Below are 20,863 nucleotides of genomic sequence, written 5' to 3'. Positions count from 1 at the left end.
TTACACTATGAGCTATACCGCCCAGGATTTACAGAACCTTAAAACATTTTACAACAATCAATTATTAAACGACACTGTGCCTTTTTGGTTTCCAAGATCGATAGATACAGAGTATGGAGGCTATTTATTAATGCGCGATGAGGACGGAAGTTTAATTGATGATGATAAAGCCGTTTGGATACAAGGTAGGGCAGCTTGGCTTTTGTCAACTTTGTATAATACCATAGAGCCAAAACAAGAATGGCTTGATGGTGCTAAGTCGGGAATAGACTTTTTAAACAATCATTGCTTCGATGCAGATGGACAGATGTTTTTTCATGTAACCCGTGATGGACAACCTATTCGTAAAAGACGTTATTACTTTTCGGAAACCTTTGCCGTAATTGCCAATGCAGCTTATTCTAAAGCTAGTGGCGATGAGGAAGCTGCAGCTAAAGCAAGATATTTGTTTGGCAAATGCATAGAGTACTCAACCACTCCAGGCTTATTGCCGGCAAAGTTTGCAGGCACAAGACCAACCAAAGGAATCGGTGTTCCGATGATTATGATGAATACTGCGCAGCAATTAAGGGAAACTATTGGCGACCCGCGTTGCGATGAATGGATTGATAAATGGATTGCCGAAATAGAGCAATACTTTGTTAAAGATGACATTCAATGTGTTATGGAGCAAGTAGGAACAGACGGAAGCATAGTAGATCATATTGATGGAAGAACCTTAAATCCAGGCCATGCAATTGAGGGTGCTTGGTTTATACTTCACGAAGCTAAATTCAGAAATAACGATCCTCATTTAATTGCATTAGGATGCAAAATGCTTGATTATATGTGGGAACGTGGATGGGATAAAGAGCATGGTGGTATCCTATATTTTAGAGATGTATATAACAAGCCGGTTCAGGAATACTGGCAGGATATGAAGTTTTGGTGGCCTCATAATGAGGTGATTATAGCTACATTGTTAGCTTATACAATTACAGGAGACGAGAAATATGCCAAATGGCATAAAATGGTGCATGATTATGCTTATCAGCATTTCCATGATCCAAAGAACGGGGAGTGGTTTGGTTATTTGCACCGTGATGGTAGTTTAGCGCAAACAGCTAAAGGGAACCTATTTAAAGGGCCTTTCCATTTACCTAGGCAAGAATGGTATTGTCTGTCTTTATTGACTGAATATTTGAAATAATATAATTAACTGAAAATAAGTAAATAAACTAAGCTATGTTAAAGTATCTCCTTCTCGTTTCATTATCGTTTACCTCAAGTTTTACCTTTGCTCAGGATACACCGGTTACGGTGTTTGAATCGGGAAAAGATGGCTATAAGAATTTCAGAATCCCAGCAATGATCAATCTTCCTGATGGAGAAATACTTGCTTTTTCAGAAGGAAGGGTAAACAACGCAGGAGACTTTGGAGATGTAAATGTGGTACTTAAACGTAGTAGCGATAAAGGAAAAACATGGGGGGCGCTGCAACTCGTTGCCGACTATGATAAGCTGCAAGCAGGCAACCCTGCACCGGTAGTTGATTTAACAGATCCACTTTACCCGAAAGGCAGAATCTTCCTGTTTTATAACACAGGAAACAATCATGAAGCAGACATCAGAAAAGCCAATGGCTATAAGCAGGTATGGTATAAAACCTCTATAGATGGTGGTAAAACATGGTCTGAAGCAGTTGATATAACCGCACAGGTTCATCGTTTAAAACAGCCTTCAATCAATCCACTGTGGAACTTTACTGAGGACTGGAGGTATTATGCCAATACGCCCGGCCATGCCTTGCAATTTAGGTACGGTAAATACAAAGGCCGGATATATGTAGCTGCTAATCATACCACTGGCGATCCGAAAAACAAATTTGAGGATTATAATGCACATGGGTTTTACTCTGACGATCATGGAAAAACTTTTAAGATTAGTGAGGATGTGAGTTTTCCTGGAAGTAATGAATCTATGGCTGCTGAATTAGATGGGGGTAAATTGATGATGAATAGTCGCAATCAGCAAGGTGACGTTCGTGAGAGAATTGTTTCTATAAGTTCTGATGGTGGGGTCAAATGGGATACTACATATTTTGATCATAATCTTCCTGACCCTGTTAATCAGGGTAGTATCTTGTCATTTAAAGATAAAAAAGGAAAGTTGCTTCTTGCATTCTGTAATGCTGCAGACACAAAATACAGAGACAATTTGACTTTAAGAATTAGCGATAATGAAGGTAAAAGCTGGTTTAAAAACATCGTTATCAATAAAAATCCTTCTGATACAAAATCAGATTACACAGCTTACTCGGATTTAATTAAACTTGATGATAATAAAATAGGGGTACTGTATGAATTTAATGATTATGGTAAAATAGTTTTTACAGCTGTTAATTGGAGAAAAACGAAGTAACATGATTAAAAGATTTCTAGTACTGCTGCTTATTTTAGGTATAAAGGCAGGGGCACAAACACCTGTTGAGAAACCCTCATTAATTCCATTACCTCAGAAATTGGAGTGGAAAAAGGGCTTGTTTGCACTTAAAACCTATAAAGAGATTGTTGTCAAAAGCGCTTCCCTTTATCAGGAAGCAGAGTTGCTGCAAAAGCAGCTAAAAGAACTGGGATTTTTGGTTCCTATTAAAAAAGAAACAAATAGCAATCAACCTAAAATAGTTCTCGAATTAGGAAGGGTTGAAGCGCAGGATACTACAGCAGAAGCCTATAAACTCCGTATTGATGCGAGCGCAATAACAATTACTGGTTCTGGTAATGCAGGTGTATTTTACGGTTTGGAAACACTAAAACAGCTTACCAATAGCGGTAAAAATGTGCCAGCTTGTAGTATCACGGACTGGCCTTCTTTTTCTTGGAGAGGTTATATGATTGATGCAGGACGAAATTATCAGCCTATGCATTTGTTGAAGCAGCAAATTGATGTGATTGCCGCATATAAGCTCAATATTTTCCATTTCCATTTTACAGAAGATATTGCATGGCGATTAGAAAGTAAACTGTATCCACAGTTAACTGATCCGGAAACAATGATTCGTAATAAAGGCAGTTTTTATACTCAAAATGACCTTAAAGAATTAATAAACTATTGTAAAGAACGCCACATTACTCTGATCCCTGAGATAGATATGCCTGGCCATAGTGCCGCGTTTAAAAGGGCTATGAAAACAGATATGCAAAGCGATAGCGGTTTGGCTATTGTAAAGAATATCTTAAATGAATTTTGCGATACTTTTGACGTTCCTTATATCCATATCGGTGCCGACGAGGTTAAAATCACCAATAATAACTTTCTTCCGGAAGTAATTGCTTTACTGGAAAAGCGCGGTAAAAAAGTAATAGGATGGGAGCCAGGAGGAAAGTTTACGGAAAGTACCATCCGACAATTGTGGATGGAAGACGCTACAAAAGTTAGTGCCAATCACAATGTAAAATATATAGACTCGCGCCATTTGTACATTAATCATATGGATCCATTGGAAAGCGTAGTGTCTATATTTAAAGGGAAAATTGCCAATTTGGATAAAGGGAATGATGCAGCATTGGGCGGAACACTTTGCGTATGGCCAGATCGTAGGGTAAGCAAACCTGAAGATGTGTTTATGCAAACCGCTGTGTATCCGGCAGTGCTGGCTTTTGCCGAAAGAAGCTGGCGTGGTGGTGGACAACAGGGTTGGTTAACCTATGTAGGCTTGGCAGGCTCAGAAGAGGTTAATGTTTTTAAAGAATTTGAGCATCGCTTAATGAATCATAAACAGCACTACTTTTCAAAAATGCCATTCCCATACCAGGCTCAGTCACATTTGAAATGGAAGTTTTATGGACCATTTAATAATCAAGGTGATCTTTCTAAGCAATTCCATCCGCAAGAAACAAAAGAAATAGACACCAACAAAGCAACACTAACCGCTATTGGTGGCACTTTTATTTTAAGGCACTGGTGGGGGCCTGTGGTAACAGGATTAATTGAGAAACCTGAAGAAAACACTACCTGGTATGCAAGCACAAAAATATGGAGCAATAAGGATCAGTTACAAAACTTCTGGATAGGCTTTAATAACATTTCCAGATCATATGGTTCAGATTCTCCATATGAGGAAACATGGGACAATAGAAAAAGCGAAGTATTTGTTAATAGCAAGCTTATAACGCCTCCGAATTGGAAACAGGCAGGAGCTAAGGGTAGTTTAGAACTGCCACTTATTGACGAGGGATATGAATACCGTGAGCCTACCAAGGTTTGGCTAAAAAAAGGGTGGAACACTATATTGGTTAAACTACCTGTAGGGTCTTTTAAAGGGAAAGATTGGCAAAATCCAGAAAAGTGGATGTTCACAGTGGTACCTTGGCTTTAAATTTGATAGGCTCCAAGTATTACGTGAAAAGTGATCCTTTATATGATTAAAAACTACAAACTCCTATTATATCTATCTCTCCTATTTTTCGCCTCTTGTTCTTCTGTTTATATGCCCAATGTGCCTAATACACCGATGCTAAGTCAAAAAGGGGAATTTAGCGGGGGTGGACATATCTCACTTCGTGGTAATATGAGCTTAAACGGGGCGTATGCTGTTTCAGATCATATTGGTGTACTATTTAGTGGTTCGTATATGAACAATGAAAAGCACAGCAAAGATTATAGACATAAATTAGTAGAGATTGGCGGTGGGTACTTTGATACATTTGGTCCCGACAACAACCGGATTATTGAAATATATGCCGGATATGGTGGTGGAAAAACCAATAGAACGTTCAGGACGTTTGATGATAATGATATACTAACAAGTACAGATCTGGAGGAAGTTACCTACAACAAAACCTTTCTTCAGGTTAATTATAGTTCTAAGAAAAAGAATAACCTAAGGCTTTTTGGTACAGATTTTCCTATAAATTATGGAACGGCATTGCGCATCAGTAGTGTACAAATGAAAACATTTATGCGCAATTCAATTGGGCAAACAAGAGAAGGAAATACTTTTCTAGAACCAATCTTCTTTACCAGAATGCAGTTGAGCGACGCTGTACAGCTGCAATATACATCAAGTGGTAATTTTGGCCTTAACAGCCGCAAATTTATGAGCGCCGGTAATTCAATATTTACCATTGGCGCTGTTATAAGTGTTGGTGGAAAAAAGAGCAAATAACTATTGCTCTTTTTTCTTTAGTGAAGAAAGGAACTCCAGCAGATCTGAAAATTCCTGTTTAGTCATGCTTTCATGCAATCCCTCAGGCATCATTGATCCGGGAACTTCTTTTATTGAGTTAACATTTGCTGACTTTAGCTTTTGAATAGCCCCACCAGGGTATTTTAATTGAATGTCGGATTCTGTTCTGCTTGATACAATACCTACAAGACTCGATCCGTCTTTCATATCCAACTGAGAAGTTTCATATCCAAAGCTTACTCCCGCTGATGGCCTTACTATGGCATCAAAGAGGCCTTCTTTTGGTAGTTTAGCTCCAATTTCAGATAGATTAGGTCCAAAATCCATACCTTGCCCATTTGCTTTGTGGCAGATGAAGCATGCTTTATTATAAACAGCTTTTCCTTTTAATGCACTTCCTTTAAAAGCAATAATCTCATTGAAATTAATCATTGTGCCCTTTTTAGCCTCATCTGCTTTAGCGTCCGGTAAATAGGTTTTAGCTTCATCATAAAGACCTTTGACACCTGATCCACTTAATCCCTTCACTGCAAATGGAATTAGCTCAGCGGTTAGCGCTTTGGTTTTTAGCATGCCTAATACAGCGGTTTCCCCAGTGCGACTTTTGCCCATCATCTCTACTGCTTTCTGACGTAAGGCTTTATCATAAGATGTGTTGGTTACCACACTTGAAAGTATGCTCATCGATTCTTTATTGCCTATAGTTCCAAGCGCTTCAAAAATTGGTGTCATTTTATTAAGGTCTTTAGCCTTTATCACATCTTTAATTCGCTGACTGTCCTTAGATTCAATTAAAAGTCTTGCAGCATCAATTCCAATAGAATTATTTCCATTGGCAATAACCATATCCAATAATTTAGCACCTTCTGTTTTTATTTGATACTTTGTTATCATGCCAATATATTCAGAAGTTCCTGATTTTGAATCGAGCACTTTCTTTACTGCATTTAAAGATACCGGTGAACTTGATACTTCTTGGGCATCCATTAAACTAAGTATAATGGAAGTGGTAGTAAGGTCGGTGTTATTATTTAACATCGATAAGAGTGCTTTAGTCCTCTCAGTACCCTTAATAAAGTCAAATGCACGGAAATACCTTAGTCGTTTATTTATTGGTGTATTTTGGTCTGATGCGAGTTTTTCAAGAAAGGGTAGAGCTGATGCAGTTCTAGAGCGCCAAATAATATCTTTTCCTCCTGCCGTTGCTAATGGATCTTTAATTTCCTTTAAATAGGCTATAAGAAAAGCATCCCATTGTTTGTCTGCTCCAATACCTAGGGCTTCCAAATACCACCTGTCAGTTCCATTGTGTTTAGCTGCTAGTTTAGCCCAAAGTTCAGCAGCCTCTGCTGTTTTATTGTGTCTAAGGGTGATTGCACATTCCCTTAAAACTTCCATGCTTGGATCATTTATCAATTGCTTCACGTAGATGGCAGCATTTAAGGTTGTTTGTCTTGCAGCCCTTAAGCCTGTAATGCGGATATCCGGATTTTTATCTGATACAGCTTCATCTATGTATTTCTTTGAATCGGCTGACTTAGATAGAATCCATAAAGCTCTGGCTCTCATGCGCTGATTGCCTGTTGAATTCCATAATTTCTTTAGTGCAGGAATGGCTTTTTCATTCATGCCAACCAACGCTAAATAAGCATGTCTGCGGACAGCTAGATTAGGATTTTGAAGGGCTGTTACAGCTCCATTAGGAGTTTCGAAATTAAACTTAGGAACTACATATTTAGATGCCAATTCCGTAGGGGCAACCCTATAAATGCGGCCACGTTCAAGATCTCCAACTCTGTGTCCACCAACTCCAGGATCATACCAATCGGCAACAATTAAAGAGCCATCTGGTGCTATACAAACATCTGCAGGGCGAAACCATTGATCTCTGTCGTTACTTAATATATTAACAATATCAGCAGTATATCCTGCTCCATTTTTCTTTACCGGATAAGACCTTACAACATTGTGGCCCGGTTCAGAATGAATCATTTGATTATGAAATTGTGCAGGTAATAATGAACCTTCATAAATGAGTATTCCTGTCGGAGATCCAGAGCCTGTCTGTAAAAGATTAGGTACTACACCTGGATCATTTAAGTGCCAGTGACGTAGAGGGATAGAATCTTCCATGTTAATTCGTTCTGAAGGCCAGTAAGCGCCGGTCATTTCATCTTTAAAGCCAAAATTACCATGTTCCATTACATAGTTTATTCGAACACCTTTATTGCCATCATCATCGTTGTCGCTTTGCCATACAGTACCATAACTATCTACCGCAACCTCAAATGGATTTCTAAAATTGTGTCCAAGAACTTCAACATTCGAACCATCAGGATCACACCTGAAAGCCATACCTTCTTTATATTTTTTTGGCCCGATTTCATCACCATCCTGATCCAATACTGTTTTGTTGTTTTTGTCTTTAAGTGTTTCGCCCATATTCCCGAAGTTGAAATATAGCTTGCCATCAGGACCAAAAGTGAAAGTATGGATTCCATGATCGTGTTGCTCACCGCCGATTCCCTGGAAAAGAATTTCCTTACGATCGGCTTTGTCATCACCATTATCATCATAAAAAGCCCATACATAAGGACTTTGAGAAACAATAACTCGGTTGCCAAGTACACAAATGCCTAGAGGGGCATTAATTTCAGCGCCTTGATAAAATGTTTTGCTGGTTTCCAGAGTTCCATCGCCATCCTTATCTTCTAGTATTAAAATTCTATCGCCCTCTGGTTTAGGTTTGTTGTTATTGATTTCGAATCTGTAATTATAAGCCTCGGTAACCCAAACTCTACCTTTTTCATCTACATCAATGTTCGTTGGATTAATCAATGTAGGTTCAGTAGCCATGGTTTGTACATGCAAGCCGGGAAAGGTATGTAAACCGGCCAAACTATTGCTGGGGAGATGTTTTGCAGACTCCGTTAGTGAGGAATCAATTTGAACCTTTAATCTTGAATTCTGTTCACTAATAGGCGTATTACACGTTTTAAATAGCAAAACAGGTTGAAACAATACAAAGATAATCTTGGTAGCGAACAGAGAAGTTCTGGTAAAATTAATAGCCATTCTTTTTGTGGTTTAAAGTGAACCGGTATTCAAATGTGGTTAACTCATTTAAAAGGATCACAGTTTATTTGGTATAACTAATTTATAAAAAAGATCTTAATATGCAATCGATTGCTTAATTTTTAATTTACAAATTATAAGACTTTTTATTTCGGATAAATAGTTATTAATTAAATGGGTGTAAACGCAAAGAGGTCAGGAATAGCTCCCGACCTCTTTGCTGAAATATATAGTTACTAAGCTTAGGCTTAATAATTAAGAAGCTTAAATAGGCTTCACAGTTACTGATTTTAACAGTGGTCTGTCTTTCACGTCTTCACGGGCAGCTTTAGCCACTATATATACATCATGGAATTTACCATCAGTAACAGGACTAATAGTTACACCTGCCGTAGCAGAACCTTGTTTTCCAATAACTTGTCCATCTTTGCTATCCAATCTAACCTCTACAGTGTAATCTGCATCGGCATTAGCTAATCCAAAGTTAAAGGCAGCTACGTTAGTTAAGTCAATACCTTTTAACTTAATCCATCCGCTTTTTTCAGGGAAAATCAAAGATTGAACTCCATCAGCATCTTTGCGTCCGAAATCAGAAATATCTTTGATATCACTTGCATCGATAACATTGCTTTTTAAGTTCACAACCTTAGTGTTCGACAGTGGTCTTAATCCGGCAGCACCTAAATCAGAGTAGGTAGCTTTAAGGTTTAAAACAGATTTATCTTTATTTGTTTCTGATGGAGGAACAATTTTTCCAACTGCAGGTAAAGATGGACCAGTAGTAGATTTAGCACTTAAAGTCATAATCCATTCTGCAATTTCTTTAGCATCAGATGTTTTCATTGTAGAGTGAGCTGGCATTGGAACCTCACCCCAAACACCTTTACTACCATTAATTACTTTAGAGGCAAGGTAATCAGCTGCTTTAGGTTTTGTTTGATATTTGGAAGATACCAATGTAAATGCAGGGCCAATTGATTTGGTAGAGATTTTATGACAGGTACTGCAATCAGATTTAAGCATTATAGCTTTACCAACAAGCGTTTGTGCAGCCTGCTGATGGCCTAATTTTGCTCCTGCCATATCCAATCCTTCGGTGTAGGTATTTGATACATAGATTCTGCTTTTATTTACTGCAGCACCTTTGTCAGAAACCAACACCTGGTAATTAATAGGTTTTCCAGGGAAGTAAAAGCTTTTATTGCCTGTTAACGCAATATCAACCTTAGGTTCTTCATTTCCGGCATAAACAGTTACAGTATTGCTTTTTGAAGAAGCTTTGGCTTTATCCAATACCTGAACGCTAATCGCATATTCTCCGGCAGTAGTAAAGGTATGTTGCAATTCAGGAGTTGTAGTAGTCTTTTTAATACCTTTTCCTAAGTTCCAAACGTAAGTTAATGCATCTCCATCTGGATCTGAAGCATCCACCTTTGCTACAAGTTTGTATGGTAGTAAGCCACTGGTTTTTTCAATTTCCAGGTTTTTTACTATCGGAGGTCTGTTTCCAGCCATGTAGTCAATTCTTACAATACCGGCATCCGGGTTTTTAGAAAACCATCCTTTACCATATTCAAGAATATATAATTTATTGTCAGGACCAAGTTCCATGTCAATCGGAGCAGCCAAAGAAATCTCTCCTAACATTGGTTCCATACTTAAGTAATCACCGTTTGGCGCCATGGTTACCGCTTTTACCCATCCACGAATCCACTCATAAATGATAAGTTTACCATCATAATAAGAAGGGTAGGGTGAAGCACCCGGTCTTGAATAGTAAACCGGACCAGCCATTGCAGTACGGCCACCTGCACCAACTTGTGGAAATTCTTTAGATTCTCCATAAGGATACCATATAAATGCAGGGTTAGCAGGAGGTAGTGTAGTTAACCCAGTGTTGTTCGGTGAGTTATTTAAGCCGGCTTTAGGGTCAAACGCATCTCCGTTTTTACCATCAGTATAATCATAAGCTTTGTAAGGGTAGTTGTTGCCAATAAATAATGGCCAACCATAGAAACCTGCTTTACGCGCCTGGTTCACTTCATCGTATCCTCTTGGACCTCTTAAAGCATCATCATTCGATGCATCAGGACCAACTTCACCCCAATAAAGGAAGCCTGTTTTCTGATCCACTGATATTCTGTACGGATTTCTGTTACCCATTACAAAGATCTCAGGTTTAGTTTTTTCCTGGCCCTTAGGGAACAAGTTACCATCAGGAATACTGTAGGTGGCATCCTCATTAACTTTAATTCTTAGTACCTTACCTCTTAAATCATTGGTGTTACCTGAAGATCTTCTGGCATCATACTGCTGAAACCCTTCACGGTTGTCTAATGGCGCATAACCATTGTTTACATATTTAGATTTTGGTGCATCAAAAGGAGTGGAGTTATCACCTGTTGATACGTACAAATAGCCTTCAGGGCCAAAAGCGATAGAACCACCAGTGTGACAGCAAATTTCGCGCTGAGAGTAAAACTCAAGCACAACTTTTTCTGAAGCCAAACTTATTTTATCGTTTACCAGTTTAAAACGTGATAATCTATTTACTGAAGGTTTTACCGGGCTGTAAAAAGCATATACGTACTGGTTTTTAGCGAAATTAGGATCAAGGGCAATACCTAATAATCCTTCTTCAGCATTTACATCAGGAGTATTTAAAGTTTTAGAATACACCTCTAGCTTACCTGCTTCTTTAAGTGTTTTAGTACTATTCTTATATAGCATGATCTCGCCGCGACGCTGCGACACCAAAATATCATAATTAGGTAATACCGCTAATTCCGTGGGCTCTGTAAGCTGACCCTGAAGGAGGGTTACCTTAACAAACCTATTCTGATCAGGAGTATCAATTCTAAGTTTTGATTTGAACTTACTCTGCTTCAGGTCACTTAGCAGCAGAGTATCTGTTTTTTTTGTTCTGGTTAGCGGCGGCAGTAAACTTAGCGCAATACCAGAAATTAACAATGCAAAAGAAGTTTTCATTAAATATTATAATTATCGTGTGTTGTTTGGAGCACTAAATATAAATGAATATTTGATAAAACTAATAAATTTTACGCAATCGATTTCCAAACTTTTTTTAAAACTCATTTTTAGGCACAAATTCTAGATTTTTAATCATAAATATTTATTAATTTTTCCTGCGTTAGTGTGCTTAATACACACAATTCTTAGTGTTACAAATACACATATTAAATATAGCAAACAAAAATCCCTTACTTTTTTAGCAAATTTAGTATTAAAGGTGTTTTGACGACATCCAATAAAAAATGACGTTTTTCATAAAAGTTGATATTTTTCCCCACTTTCATAAAATGTTGATAAATAGTTTTAGCAAAACTTTTAGAGCTTATTTATTGATTTTAAGGGGGTATTGTTTATTGTAACAAAATCATTATTTTGCAAACCTTTTAAACCAACATGAAATTATATACATTTAATTTTTTTTAACCAAAAAACACAACATGAAGCTTAATTATTTAAGGTTTGGAACAACCGCTTTTATCTGGTTGTTAGGAACTGCACTTGTGTCTGGTCAGCAACTAGCTGATCAGTCAGAAATTGATCTGAAAGATCTTTCTTCATTTAAGACTCCTGGAAAGACCTGGACTCTAGCTGGTGGCGTTACAGCCAATTTAAACGAAGCAAACGTTTTAAACATTGCAAAAGGTACTGGAATTCTAGTAAATGTACCAACCAAAAAAGATCATGGATCAGACCTTTTAACAATTGGTGAACATGGTGACATTATTCTTGAGTTAGATTATTTACTAGCAAAAGGAGCAAACTCAGGAATTTATCTTCAAGGAGTTTATGAAATCCAGTTAGAAGATTCATGGGGTTTATTAAATCCAACATCATCTAACAATGGTGGTATTTACCAACGTTGGGACGATTCAAAACCAGAAGGACAAAAAGGATACCAAGGATATGCACCACGCCAAAATGCAAGTAAAGCACCAGGTTTATGGCAACATATTAAAATTGCATTCCAGGCTCCGCGTTTTGATGCATCCGGTAACAAGACAGCTAATGCAAGAGTTTTAAGCATAGAATTGAATGGCGTACTTATACAAGATAATGTTGAATTGTTTGGTGCAACAAGAGGTGCAAACGATAAAGAAAAAGCAATCGGTTCTTTACGCTTACAAGGCGATCACGGTGCGGTAGCTTTCAGAAACATCAAAACTTCGAAATTGCCTGCCGAAATGTTAAACGGTGGTCAAAGAAATGGTAGCGATACTGATCCTATTTATATTGATGTAACTACCACTCCAAACATCCGCAGTTTTGTTGATGTTCCGGGAGGACCTAAAGTAGTTCACGCTATTTCTGTAGGTAGCCCTGCTCAGGTTCACTTTAGCTACGACTTAGACAACGGTATGATGTTCCAGGCATGGCATGGTGAGTTTATTGATGCAACTCCAATGTGGCATGATAGAGGTAATGGTACCTCAAGACCTCGTGGAAGTGTAACAGCATTCACTAAAAAACCGGTTCCTACTTTAGCTAAACTTACCGATCCTCAGGGAGCATGGTTAGTTGATACTACTGGAACAGGATTTAAAACTAAAGGTTATACCTTAGATGCTCAGGAGCGCCCTACGTTCAACTATAACATCTATGGCACTAAAGTTTCTGACGCAATCAAAGCACTTGAAAACGGTCAGGGATTAAGCAGAGAGATCTCTCTTGAAACTCCGGTTGATAACATTTATGCATTAATAGCTGATGCTTCAAGCATCGAAGAAGTTTCTAAAGGACTTTACCTTGTAGACGGACAATCTTTTTATTTAAAATTTGACGATACCAAAACCAAACCTGTTATCAGGGATGTGGACGGCAGAAAACAACTTGTTGTTCCTGTTCGTGGCAAGTTAAATTATTCTATTTTATTTTAAGAAGGGGCTAGATAATGAAATACACTTTTAAGACGCTGGCAATGCTGGCTTTAAGCTTTAGTTTTACAACGGGGTTTGCTCAGGAAACACCAAAAGAAGAAGATTTCTTCAAAATAAATAAAGTAAAAATCCCTGAAGGACCTATTTTAGAGGTTGGTGGATTGGTTACTTTACCAAACGGAGATCTTGGTATCTCAACCAGAAGAGGAGAGGTTTACATTGTAGAAAACCCTACAAGCAAAAACCCTTACTTCCGTAAATTTGCATCGGGCTTACACGAAATATTAGGTCTTGCTTACAAAGACGGTGCATTATATTGCGCACAAAGAGGTGAGCTAACCAAATTGATTGATAAAAATCAAGATGGTAAAGCTGATGTTTATGAAACTGTTTATGCATGGCCATTAAGCGGTCATTATCATGAGTATAGCTTCGGACCAAAAATTGCTAAAGACGGTTCATTCTTTGTAACCGGTAACGTAGCTTTTGGTGATGAAATGTGGTATCGTGGCGAAAGTCGTGTGCCAATGCGCGGTTGGACAATGAACATTACTGAAGACGGAAAAATGCAGCCATGGGCTACAGGTCAACGTTCTCCAGCAGGTCCAAACGTAATTGACGGACAACTTTACTATACAGATAACCAAGGCGACTGGTTCGGTTCTGGTGGAATCTGGAAAGTAGATAAAGGAGATTTCTTAGGTCACCCGGCTGGATTAAGATGGACTGGAAGAGCTGATTCTCCAGTTAAACTTACTGAAGAATACTTCAGATCTAAAATCGACGAGAGAAGAGATAAGGATGCTCAAGGAAGAGCTATCAAACCTGAAAACAGAGTGAACGAAAACTTCAAGATGTTATGGGAAATGAAAAAAGACTTCCCTGAATTAAGATTGCCATCTGTATGGTTGCCTTATGGTATCTTAGGTATCTCTACTTCAGAGCCAGTTAAAATTCCTCAAGGAGCTTTTGGTCCTTTCGAAGGTCAGATTTTAGTAGGTGATCAAGGTATGAGTATCATTTCAAGGGTATTCTTCGAAACTGTAAACGGAGTTGAGCAAGGTGCTTCATTCATGTTCAGAAGTGGTTTCCGTTCTGGAGTTTTAAGAATGGCTTGGGGTACTGACAATTCGTTATTTGTTGGAGAAACTAACCGTGGCTGGGGATCTGCAGGTGATGCAAACGAAGGTCTTGAGCGTTTAGTTTACAACAACAAAATGCCTTTCGAAATGAAAGCTGTTAGAGCAATGCCTGATGGTTTTGAAATCGAATTTACTAAACCTGTTAATATAAAATCTGCTGAAGATTTGGCTTCTTACGATGTAGAAAGCTACTTATATAAATACCACCCGGTTTATGGTTCACCTCCAATTAACAAAGAAAAGTTAAAAATTAAAGGTGTTAAAGTATCTGCTGACGGTTTAAAAGCAAGACTTATTGTTGATAATCTTCGTCAGTATTATATTCATACCATCACTGTTGAAGGTGTTCGTTCAGAGGAGAATTCTTATCATTTAGTTCACCCGATTGCTTACTATACTTTAAACAGTATTCCAAACGGAGAGAAATTATCGATGAGTGGCGTAAGTACTAAAAACTCTGCAAACGATCCAGTAGCTAATGCAGTTCCTGGAAAAGCAACTGGTAAGAAAGCAGCTGTAGGTACTAAAGCTACTGCTACTGAGAAAGCTGTAGAAGGTGGTGCAAAAGCTGCAGCTCCAACTTATGCTCAGGTTAAAGGTTTATTAACAAGCTATACTTGTACTGCTTGCCATAACCCAACAAAAAAACAAATCGGACCTGCATTTGTTGACGTTGCAAAACGTAAGTACACTGCAGAAAAGATTCTTGCTTTAATTCATAACCCTCAGCCTCAAAACTGGCCAGGTTACGCGACAGAAATGCCGCCTATGCCACAGGTTACTAAGGAAGATGGGATCAAAATAGCTAACTGGATTAACTCTTTGAAATAATAAGAGCCAGGACACCTATTATCCAATAAATAAAATCGGCATTTCCCTTGAATATCTATGGGGAATGCCGATTTTATTTATATTTTAGTACCTCATTTTAAAAAAACCAATATAAACAATGAACAAACTAGACTACCGCGATTATATTGTATTCTTTATATACTTTATAATCGTATCAGCTTATGGCTTTTGGATCTACTATAAAAAGAGAACCAAAACCGCCGATTCAAAGGATTATTTTCTTGCAGAAGGCTCTCTAACCTGGTGGGCAATTGGCGCTTCTCTTATAGCTTCAAATATATCAGCTGAACAAATGATAGGTATGAGCGGATCTGGATTTAAGCTCGGCCTAGCAATTTCTGCTTATGAGTGGATGGCAGCAGCAACACTAATTATTGTAGCTATATTCTTTATGCCTGTATACCTTAAGAATAAGATATTTACCATGCCGCAGTTTCTCAGTCAGCGCTATAACGAAAAAGTAGCCATGATTATGGCTGTATTCTGGTTAATGCTTTATATTGTGGTAAACTTAATGTCTATCCTTTATCTTGGTGCATTGGCCATTAGTGGTATATCTGATCTTCCGCTTACCTTCTGTATACTTGGTTTAGCTGTATTTGCTATTATTATCACTTTGGGTGGTATGAAAGTAATTGGTTACACAGACGTTATACAGGTATTCTTTTTAGTGCTTGGTGGTTTGGTAGCCTCGTATATCGCATTAAACATTATCTCTGGTCAACAAGGTATTGTAAAAGGTTTCTCAATTTTAACGGATGGTGCTTCAGAACATTTCCATCTTATCTTTAAAAAGGACGACCCTAACTATATGGATCTTCCAGGTCTAAGTGTGTTAATTGGAGGTATGTGGATTGCGAATTTGAGTTATTGGGGATGCAACCAGTATATCACTCAAAGAGCACTTGGCGCTTCGTTACCAGTAGCTAGAGCAGGTCTTTTATTTGCAGCTTTCCTAAAAATGTTGATGCCTGTAATCGTGGTTATACCTGGTATTGCTGTTTATTATATCATTAAAGAAAAAATACCTGCTATCAGTCCGGAGAGTTTATTAACCTCTTCAGGTGTTCAGGATCCAAATAAAGCATACCCTGCGTTGTTAGGCTTATTGCCAGTTGGACTAAAAGGACTTTCATTTGCTGCACTTACAGCTGCAATTGTTGCTTCATTAGCCGGTAAAGCGAACAGTATCGCTACCATTTTTACATTAGATATTTACAAGAAAGCTTTCAATCCGAATGCCGGCGAAGGTAGATTAGTAAACGTTGGTAAGATTACTGTAGTGGTTTCTATGTTACTTGCAGTAGTATTATCTCTAATCGTAGGTGACGCCTTAATGGGCGAGGGTAAACAAGGATTCCAGTACATTCAGGAATATACAGGTTTTGTATCTCCGGGTATCTTTGCCATGTTTATATTAGGTTTCTTCTGGAAAAAGACTACTTCAAATGCAGCGTTGTTTGCAACTATTGGTGGTTTCATAGCTTCCGTAGTTTTGAAGTTCTTGCCAGGATGGATAGATCTTGCTCCTTTGCATGATTACGGATGGTCAGTAGCTAACTCAGCTGGTGTATTTGAAATGCCATTTATGGATAGAATGCTGATTGTATTTGCAATCTGTATTATCGGAATGTACATCATCAGTATCTATGAAAACAAAAAAGGTGTTGTAACTAATGGATTAGAGGTTGATGCGAAAATGTTTAAGGTGTCCACATCTTTTGCAGTTGGATCATTAATTATTGTAGCGATGTTAGTAGCATTGTACACTGCCTTCTGGTAGCATTCAAAAAATATAAACAACAAAAAAGGAGCATTGATCATTCAATGCTCCTTTTTTGTTGCCGTAAAGTTTCTAGTACTTGAATACTTTACCACCAACCATTACTTCCTGTTTGGCCTCATCAAACGTAGCCTTCTGACCCGTTCTTGCTGATGCATTAGTCATAATGTTTGCTATTGAATGATAGTACCCTGCCTCAACCGGAGCATTGGTTTCCTGTCTGCTACGCACACATTCCATCCAGTTTCGCATATGTGCTGACGTTAGTTTATCGCCACCTGTATTAGCCGAAGCAGCTACTTTTTCTACAAGATCAGTAAGCTTAAGCTCTGGCAACAAATTTGGTTTCATATTCATTGCAGCGGCAGCATTAGCTGTAAGACCACCTTTAGGAGATACGGTATTAGTATTCAGGTTCATTTCTCCGCCATTAGAATAATATATCTCAGTAGGGTTCTCATCGCCGTTGTGCATTCTTGAAGTAAACACTACCTGAAATCCATTAGTAGGATCGTTTTCTTTACCGTAATCAAATACAGCGGTAGTTGTGTCCCAGTTTCTTCGACCATCTTTCCATTGGTAAATACCACCATTGGCAACAACACTTCTTGGGTGTTTTAAACCTGTAAACCAGTGTACAGTATCTATCTGGTGTGACATCCATTGTCCGGGCATTCCCGACGAGAATGGCCAGAATAAACGATACTCTAAGTATTTTCTAGGATCCCACTCTTCAAAAGGGCGGTTTAATAAGAAACGCTTCCAATCAGTATCCTCTTGTTTTAGTTTAGCTACGAGTTCTGGTCTGCGCCAACGGCCTGGCTGATTTACGTTCCAGCTTAGTTCAACCATGGTTACATCGCCAAATTTACCATCTTTTATAAATTGAGATGCTGCCTTGTAATTAGTGCCACTTCTGCGTTGGGAACCGATCTGTAAAATCTGTTTAGAAGCTTTCACTGCTTTTAAAGTAGCTCTTGCATCCTCCATTGTTTCAGCAAAAGGCTTTTCGCAATACACATCACACTTTGCCTTAACAGCCTCAATTGCATGAGAAGCATGTGCAAAATCAGGAGAACTGATGATAACTGCATCAATATCTTTTAAACCATATAGCTCATCATTATTACGGCAAGCGGTAATATCATGACCAAATTTGCTCTTTAAATGATCAACACCCAATCCGCGACGGTAATTCCATAAATCGGATACAGCAACCATATCAAAATTCAATTCCTTATGGTGATTTAAAAAGCTAGGTAGTAACGAATCCTTAAAACGGTCAGAAAAACCAACAACACCAACTCTTACGCGGTCGTTGGCACCAATAATATTTCCATAACTCTTTGCACTTAACCCCATAGTACCCAGATAGGTTCCGGCAGCTGCAATGGCAGATTGCTTAATAAATTTTCTTCTTGATTCTAACATTGATCTAAGTTTAAAGTTGTTTTAGTTTTATACTTCTAAATGAAACATTATCTCCATGGTCCTGAAGCAGGATGTGGCCTTTGGGCGCCATACCGAAATCTTTCCAGTCTTTATATTTACTGCCTGCAACAAGGTCTAAAAATTCTTTAGTTCCTCTGGTAAACTCTACTATTTTGAAGCCGTTTAACCAATATTCAATTTTGTTATTTGGAAATACCCTTATTAAGCCCTTGTTCCATTCGCCAATTCTTTTTTGGGCATGAGGGATTTTTTTACTTGCAATCAGGTCATAAAGTGAACCAAGCGTACGGTTTCCATTTTTGCCCAGTTTAGCATCAGGATGTCTTTCATCATCAAGAATCTGATATTCCATACCAATAGCAGAACCTTTGTTTTTTTCCGAAAGCGTTACAAAAAACTTAACACCGCTGTTGGCGCCTTCAGTAAGTTTAAAATCAAACTTCATTTCAAAAGCCCCGTATTCTTTAACGGTAACAATATCACCACCATTGGTAGATTCAGCGCCGTTAGATTTTACTACACTAAGCACGCCATCTTTAATTTCCCATCCTTTTTCGGGGAATTTTGTTTTATAAGCGCCAACCCAACCGTTGGTAGTTTTTCCATCCCATAGCAAAGAAAAACCTTCTGCTTTCTCTTGTTTAGATAGGTCGTTAGGAATCATATTTACTACGTAGATATTATCTGGTTTAGAAGGCTTAAGGTTTTCTGTCTGAATACGTATGTTGCGCCAGCGAATCTTTTTGCCTGCAGTTTCATCACTATGCACCTGCAAAGCAATAAAGCCTGATGGAGTCGCGTCATCTACAACATTAACTGTAGGGATACCATTAACCCAAATTCTTATTGAATTTCCAATACATTCAATATGGTATTTATTCCATTGTTCCTTTTTAAATGCGGCTTGACCTTTAGGATTAATATCTAAAGGATACAACCATCCGCGACGATCCTCATCGTACAGGCCACCGCTCCACCTTCTTTCGGATGGATCAACCTCTGCCTGATAGCCAAAAACTCTACCATTTTCATGATCTGCTTTGCTTTCACTTCTTATCTGAATACCCGAATTCATAGTATTATCAACCAATAAATCTACTTCAAGTATAAAATCACCGTAATTTTTCTCGGTTACTAAAAAAGAGTTAGGAGTATTTGTAACTGTAGTACCTACAATTTCACCGTTAATCACTTCATATTTAGCTTTACCATTTAACTGTTTCCATCCCTTTAAATCTTTTCCATTAAAAAGACTTTGCCATTTTCCTGTTTGAGCCTGTAATGTAAACGGAGTGGTTCCAAACATTAGGGCAGCAACAATCAGTAACTTTGTTTTTTTCATTAGTGTATTTTGTTTTAGTCTATGTTCAAGTTTATTTTCCAAAATTAGCAGCTTGCTTGTTCAGCGATTCCAAAGAAACCTCAGTGCCTGAGGTAACAATAATTCTGTAACGGAAGGTGACTGACGCTCCAGGTTTTAAGCTAAAATTTAAAGTTTCCTTTCCCTCGCTAAATATAGCCTGTCCAAGTGGATTTGCAGCAAACAAGCCATAATCACGGGCATGCCAGTAAGTAGGGTAGCCGGGGTTTTTCGGATGATCAATTATGGCAATCGAAAGTGGTTTAGTTTCTTTAACTCCATACAGCACACACCAATTACCTCGGGTACCCCATGCGTCGTTACCCTTTTTGCCTGCACTTGTTAAATAAGTTCCGTTGGCTCCATTACCTGATGCTGAAACCTTTGTTACATTACCTTGGCTATCAGTAAACTCTTCAACCTTATCTGAAGGAAATTCCAACTCTTTGGTAACCCTGATGCCAAGCATTCCATCTTTAACATCTTTAAAACTTACAGTTTCTTTTTGGGCAGTTAAGGTTGTTATTCTGTCAATAATTCTTTCATTATCAGTGCCCGAAAAAACAAATGTAGTTTGCTCTTTCAGTAACACATCTTTAGCTTGATTTTCCCAATTAGCACTATAACTTAGTTTGCCATTTTCAATCTTTTCTACCTTTACATTTCTTATCCATCCGTATTTTGCCTTTTTATCGGCAGGGATAGCGAACGAATTATTCCAGAAATCAAGTCCATTAACACTTTCGTAGTTAAACCATAAGCCAACATGATGAGGGTGATCTACCCTTTCACCTTCTCGTTTATTCAGAGGGAAACCTCTGGTTACAATTGCACCATCAGCAGCAAGTATTGGATAGAGCACAGGTTTTTCCATGTCAGCAGGGTAAATAAAGCTGGTAAATGGTCTGCCGTCAATTAATACATCGACTTTACGCTCCTGATCATTTCTTACAAAAGCCACTTTTTTAGTTTGTGCATTGGCACTTAAGCTAAAGCAACAACAGGCAATAATCAGATATTTTTTCATTCAGGTTGTATAGGGGTAAAACATATTTGGTAAACTAATATACCGCTCTTGAAATACAATCTCCCCAGAAAAATGCATTTTGGTATTGAAATATTACG

At 38.2% G+C, this 20,863-nt stretch carries 12 protein-coding genes; 7 read left to right on the top strand and 5 right to left on the bottom strand.

The features are described 5' to 3' along the window. Positions 1-7: 7 nt before the first annotated feature. Genes J1905_RS06940 through J1905_RS06925 form a run of 4 tightly spaced genes read left to right on the top strand, consistent with a single transcriptional unit; the run spans position 8 to position 5,146 of the window. Positions 8-1,189, top strand: coding sequence for an AGE family epimerase/isomerase (locus J1905_RS06940; protein WP_214226554.1), 1,182 nt, complete (start codon positions 8-10; stop codon positions 1,187-1,189). A gap of 35 nt (positions 1,190-1,224) precedes the next feature. Next, positions 1,225-2,400, top strand: a complete 1,176-nt coding sequence (locus J1905_RS06935; RefSeq protein WP_214226553.1) for a sialidase family protein — start codon at positions 1,225-1,227, stop codon at positions 2,398-2,400. A gap of 1 nt (position 2,401) precedes the next feature. Beyond that, on the top strand, positions 2,402-4,357 hold the full coding sequence (locus tag J1905_RS06930; RefSeq protein WP_214226552.1) for a beta-N-acetylhexosaminidase: 1,956 nt from the start codon (positions 2,402-2,404) through the stop codon (positions 4,355-4,357). 42 nt (positions 4,358-4,399) lie between these two features. Continuing rightward, positions 4,400-5,146: a hypothetical protein gene (locus J1905_RS06925; RefSeq protein ID WP_214226551.1), complete on the top strand. Its 747-nt coding sequence runs from the start codon at positions 4,400-4,402 to the stop codon at positions 5,144-5,146. On the opposite strand, the gene J1905_RS06920 is transcribed toward J1905_RS06925, so the two are convergent. Beyond that, on the bottom strand, positions 5,147-8,242 hold the full coding sequence (locus tag J1905_RS06920; RefSeq protein ID WP_214226550.1) for a PVC-type heme-binding CxxCH protein: 3,096 nt from the start codon (positions 8,240-8,242) through the stop codon (positions 5,147-5,149). 264 nt (positions 8,243-8,506) lie between these two features. Next, positions 8,507-11,230 (bottom strand): PQQ-dependent sugar dehydrogenase, encoded by a 2,724-nt coding sequence (locus J1905_RS06915; protein WP_214226549.1) that lies wholly within the window; start codon positions 11,228-11,230, stop codon positions 8,507-8,509. Between the two features lie 482 nt (positions 11,231-11,712). Here J1905_RS06915 and J1905_RS06910 point away from each other — a divergent pair, with 482 nt between their 5' ends. From J1905_RS06910 to J1905_RS06900, 3 genes are all read left to right on the top strand, one after another. After that, entirely contained in the window at positions 11,713-13,149 is a 1,437-nt protein-coding gene (locus tag J1905_RS06910) for a 3-keto-disaccharide hydrolase (RefSeq protein ID WP_214226548.1), read from the top strand. A gap of 14 nt (positions 13,150-13,163) precedes the next feature. After that, on the top strand, positions 13,164-15,122 hold the full coding sequence (locus J1905_RS06905) for a hypothetical protein (RefSeq protein ID WP_214226547.1): 1,959 nt from the start codon (positions 13,164-13,166) through the stop codon (positions 15,120-15,122). Positions 15,123-15,240: 118 nt separating this feature from the next. After that, positions 15,241-16,926, top strand: coding sequence for a sodium/sugar symporter (locus tag J1905_RS06900; RefSeq protein ID WP_214226546.1), 1,686 nt, complete (start codon positions 15,241-15,243; stop codon positions 16,924-16,926). Positions 16,927-16,998: 72 nt separating this feature from the next. Here the strand turns inward: J1905_RS06900 and J1905_RS06895 are convergent, their stop codons facing one another. From J1905_RS06895 to J1905_RS06885, 3 genes are read right to left on the bottom strand one after another with little or no spacing between them, the layout of a single operon-like run. Beyond that, positions 16,999-18,357 (bottom strand): Gfo/Idh/MocA family protein, encoded by a 1,359-nt coding sequence (locus tag J1905_RS06895; protein WP_214226545.1) that lies wholly within the window; start codon positions 18,355-18,357, stop codon positions 16,999-17,001. Positions 18,358-18,367: 10 nt separating this feature from the next. Further along, positions 18,368-19,720 carry a 3-keto-disaccharide hydrolase gene (locus J1905_RS06890; RefSeq protein WP_214226544.1) on the bottom strand — a complete coding sequence of 451 codons (1,353 nt, stop codon included), beginning with the start codon at positions 19,718-19,720 and terminating at the stop codon, positions 18,368-18,370. A gap of 31 nt (positions 19,721-19,751) precedes the next feature. Continuing rightward, positions 19,752-20,765 (bottom strand): DUF6807 domain-containing protein, encoded by a 1,014-nt coding sequence (locus tag J1905_RS06885; protein WP_214226543.1) that lies wholly within the window; start codon positions 20,763-20,765, stop codon positions 19,752-19,754. Positions 20,766-20,863: the final 98 nt, after the last annotated feature.

The sequence above is a fragment of the Pedobacter sp. B4-66 genome (genome assembly GCF_018492665.1).
Classification (GTDB): domain Bacteria; phylum Bacteroidota; class Bacteroidia; order Sphingobacteriales; family Sphingobacteriaceae; genus Pedobacter.
The sequence above is the reverse complement of the archived record's forward strand: the minus strand, read 5'-3'. Positions and strand labels throughout refer to the sequence as shown.

What these genes read in the sequence shown, in the direction of transcription:
- J1905_RS06925 (WP_214226551.1), top strand. Translation starts at nt 4,400, where the DNA reads ATGATTAAAAACTACAAACTCCTATTATATCTATCTCTCCTATTTTTC.
- J1905_RS06885 (WP_214226543.1), bottom strand. Translation starts at nt 20,765, where the DNA reads ATGAAAAAATATCTGATTATTGCCTGTTGTTGCTTTAGCTTAAGTGCC.
- J1905_RS06895 (WP_214226545.1), bottom strand. Translation starts at nt 18,357, where the DNA reads ATGTTAGAATCAAGAAGAAAATTTATTAAGCAATCTGCCATTGCAGCT.
- J1905_RS06905 (WP_214226547.1), top strand. Translation starts at nt 13,164, where the DNA reads ATGAAATACACTTTTAAGACGCTGGCAATGCTGGCTTTAAGCTTTAGT.
- J1905_RS06915 (WP_214226549.1), bottom strand. Translation starts at nt 11,230, where the DNA reads ATGAAAACTTCTTTTGCATTGTTAATTTCTGGTATTGCGCTAAGTTTA.
- J1905_RS06940 (WP_214226554.1), top strand. Translation starts at nt 8, where the DNA reads ATGAGCTATACCGCCCAGGATTTACAGAACCTTAAAACATTTTACAAC.
- J1905_RS06920 (WP_214226550.1), bottom strand. Translation starts at nt 8,242, where the DNA reads ATGGCTATTAATTTTACCAGAACTTCTCTGTTCGCTACCAAGATTATC.
- J1905_RS06910 (WP_214226548.1), top strand. Translation starts at nt 11,713, where the DNA reads ATGAAGCTTAATTATTTAAGGTTTGGAACAACCGCTTTTATCTGGTTG.
- J1905_RS06890 (WP_214226544.1), bottom strand. Translation starts at nt 19,720, where the DNA reads ATGAAAAAAACAAAGTTACTGATTGTTGCTGCCCTAATGTTTGGAACC.
- J1905_RS06900 (WP_214226546.1), top strand. Translation starts at nt 15,241, where the DNA reads ATGAACAAACTAGACTACCGCGATTATATTGTATTCTTTATATACTTT.
- J1905_RS06930 (WP_214226552.1), top strand. Translation starts at nt 2,402, where the DNA reads ATGATTAAAAGATTTCTAGTACTGCTGCTTATTTTAGGTATAAAGGCA.
- J1905_RS06935 (WP_214226553.1), top strand. Translation starts at nt 1,225, where the DNA reads ATGTTAAAGTATCTCCTTCTCGTTTCATTATCGTTTACCTCAAGTTTT.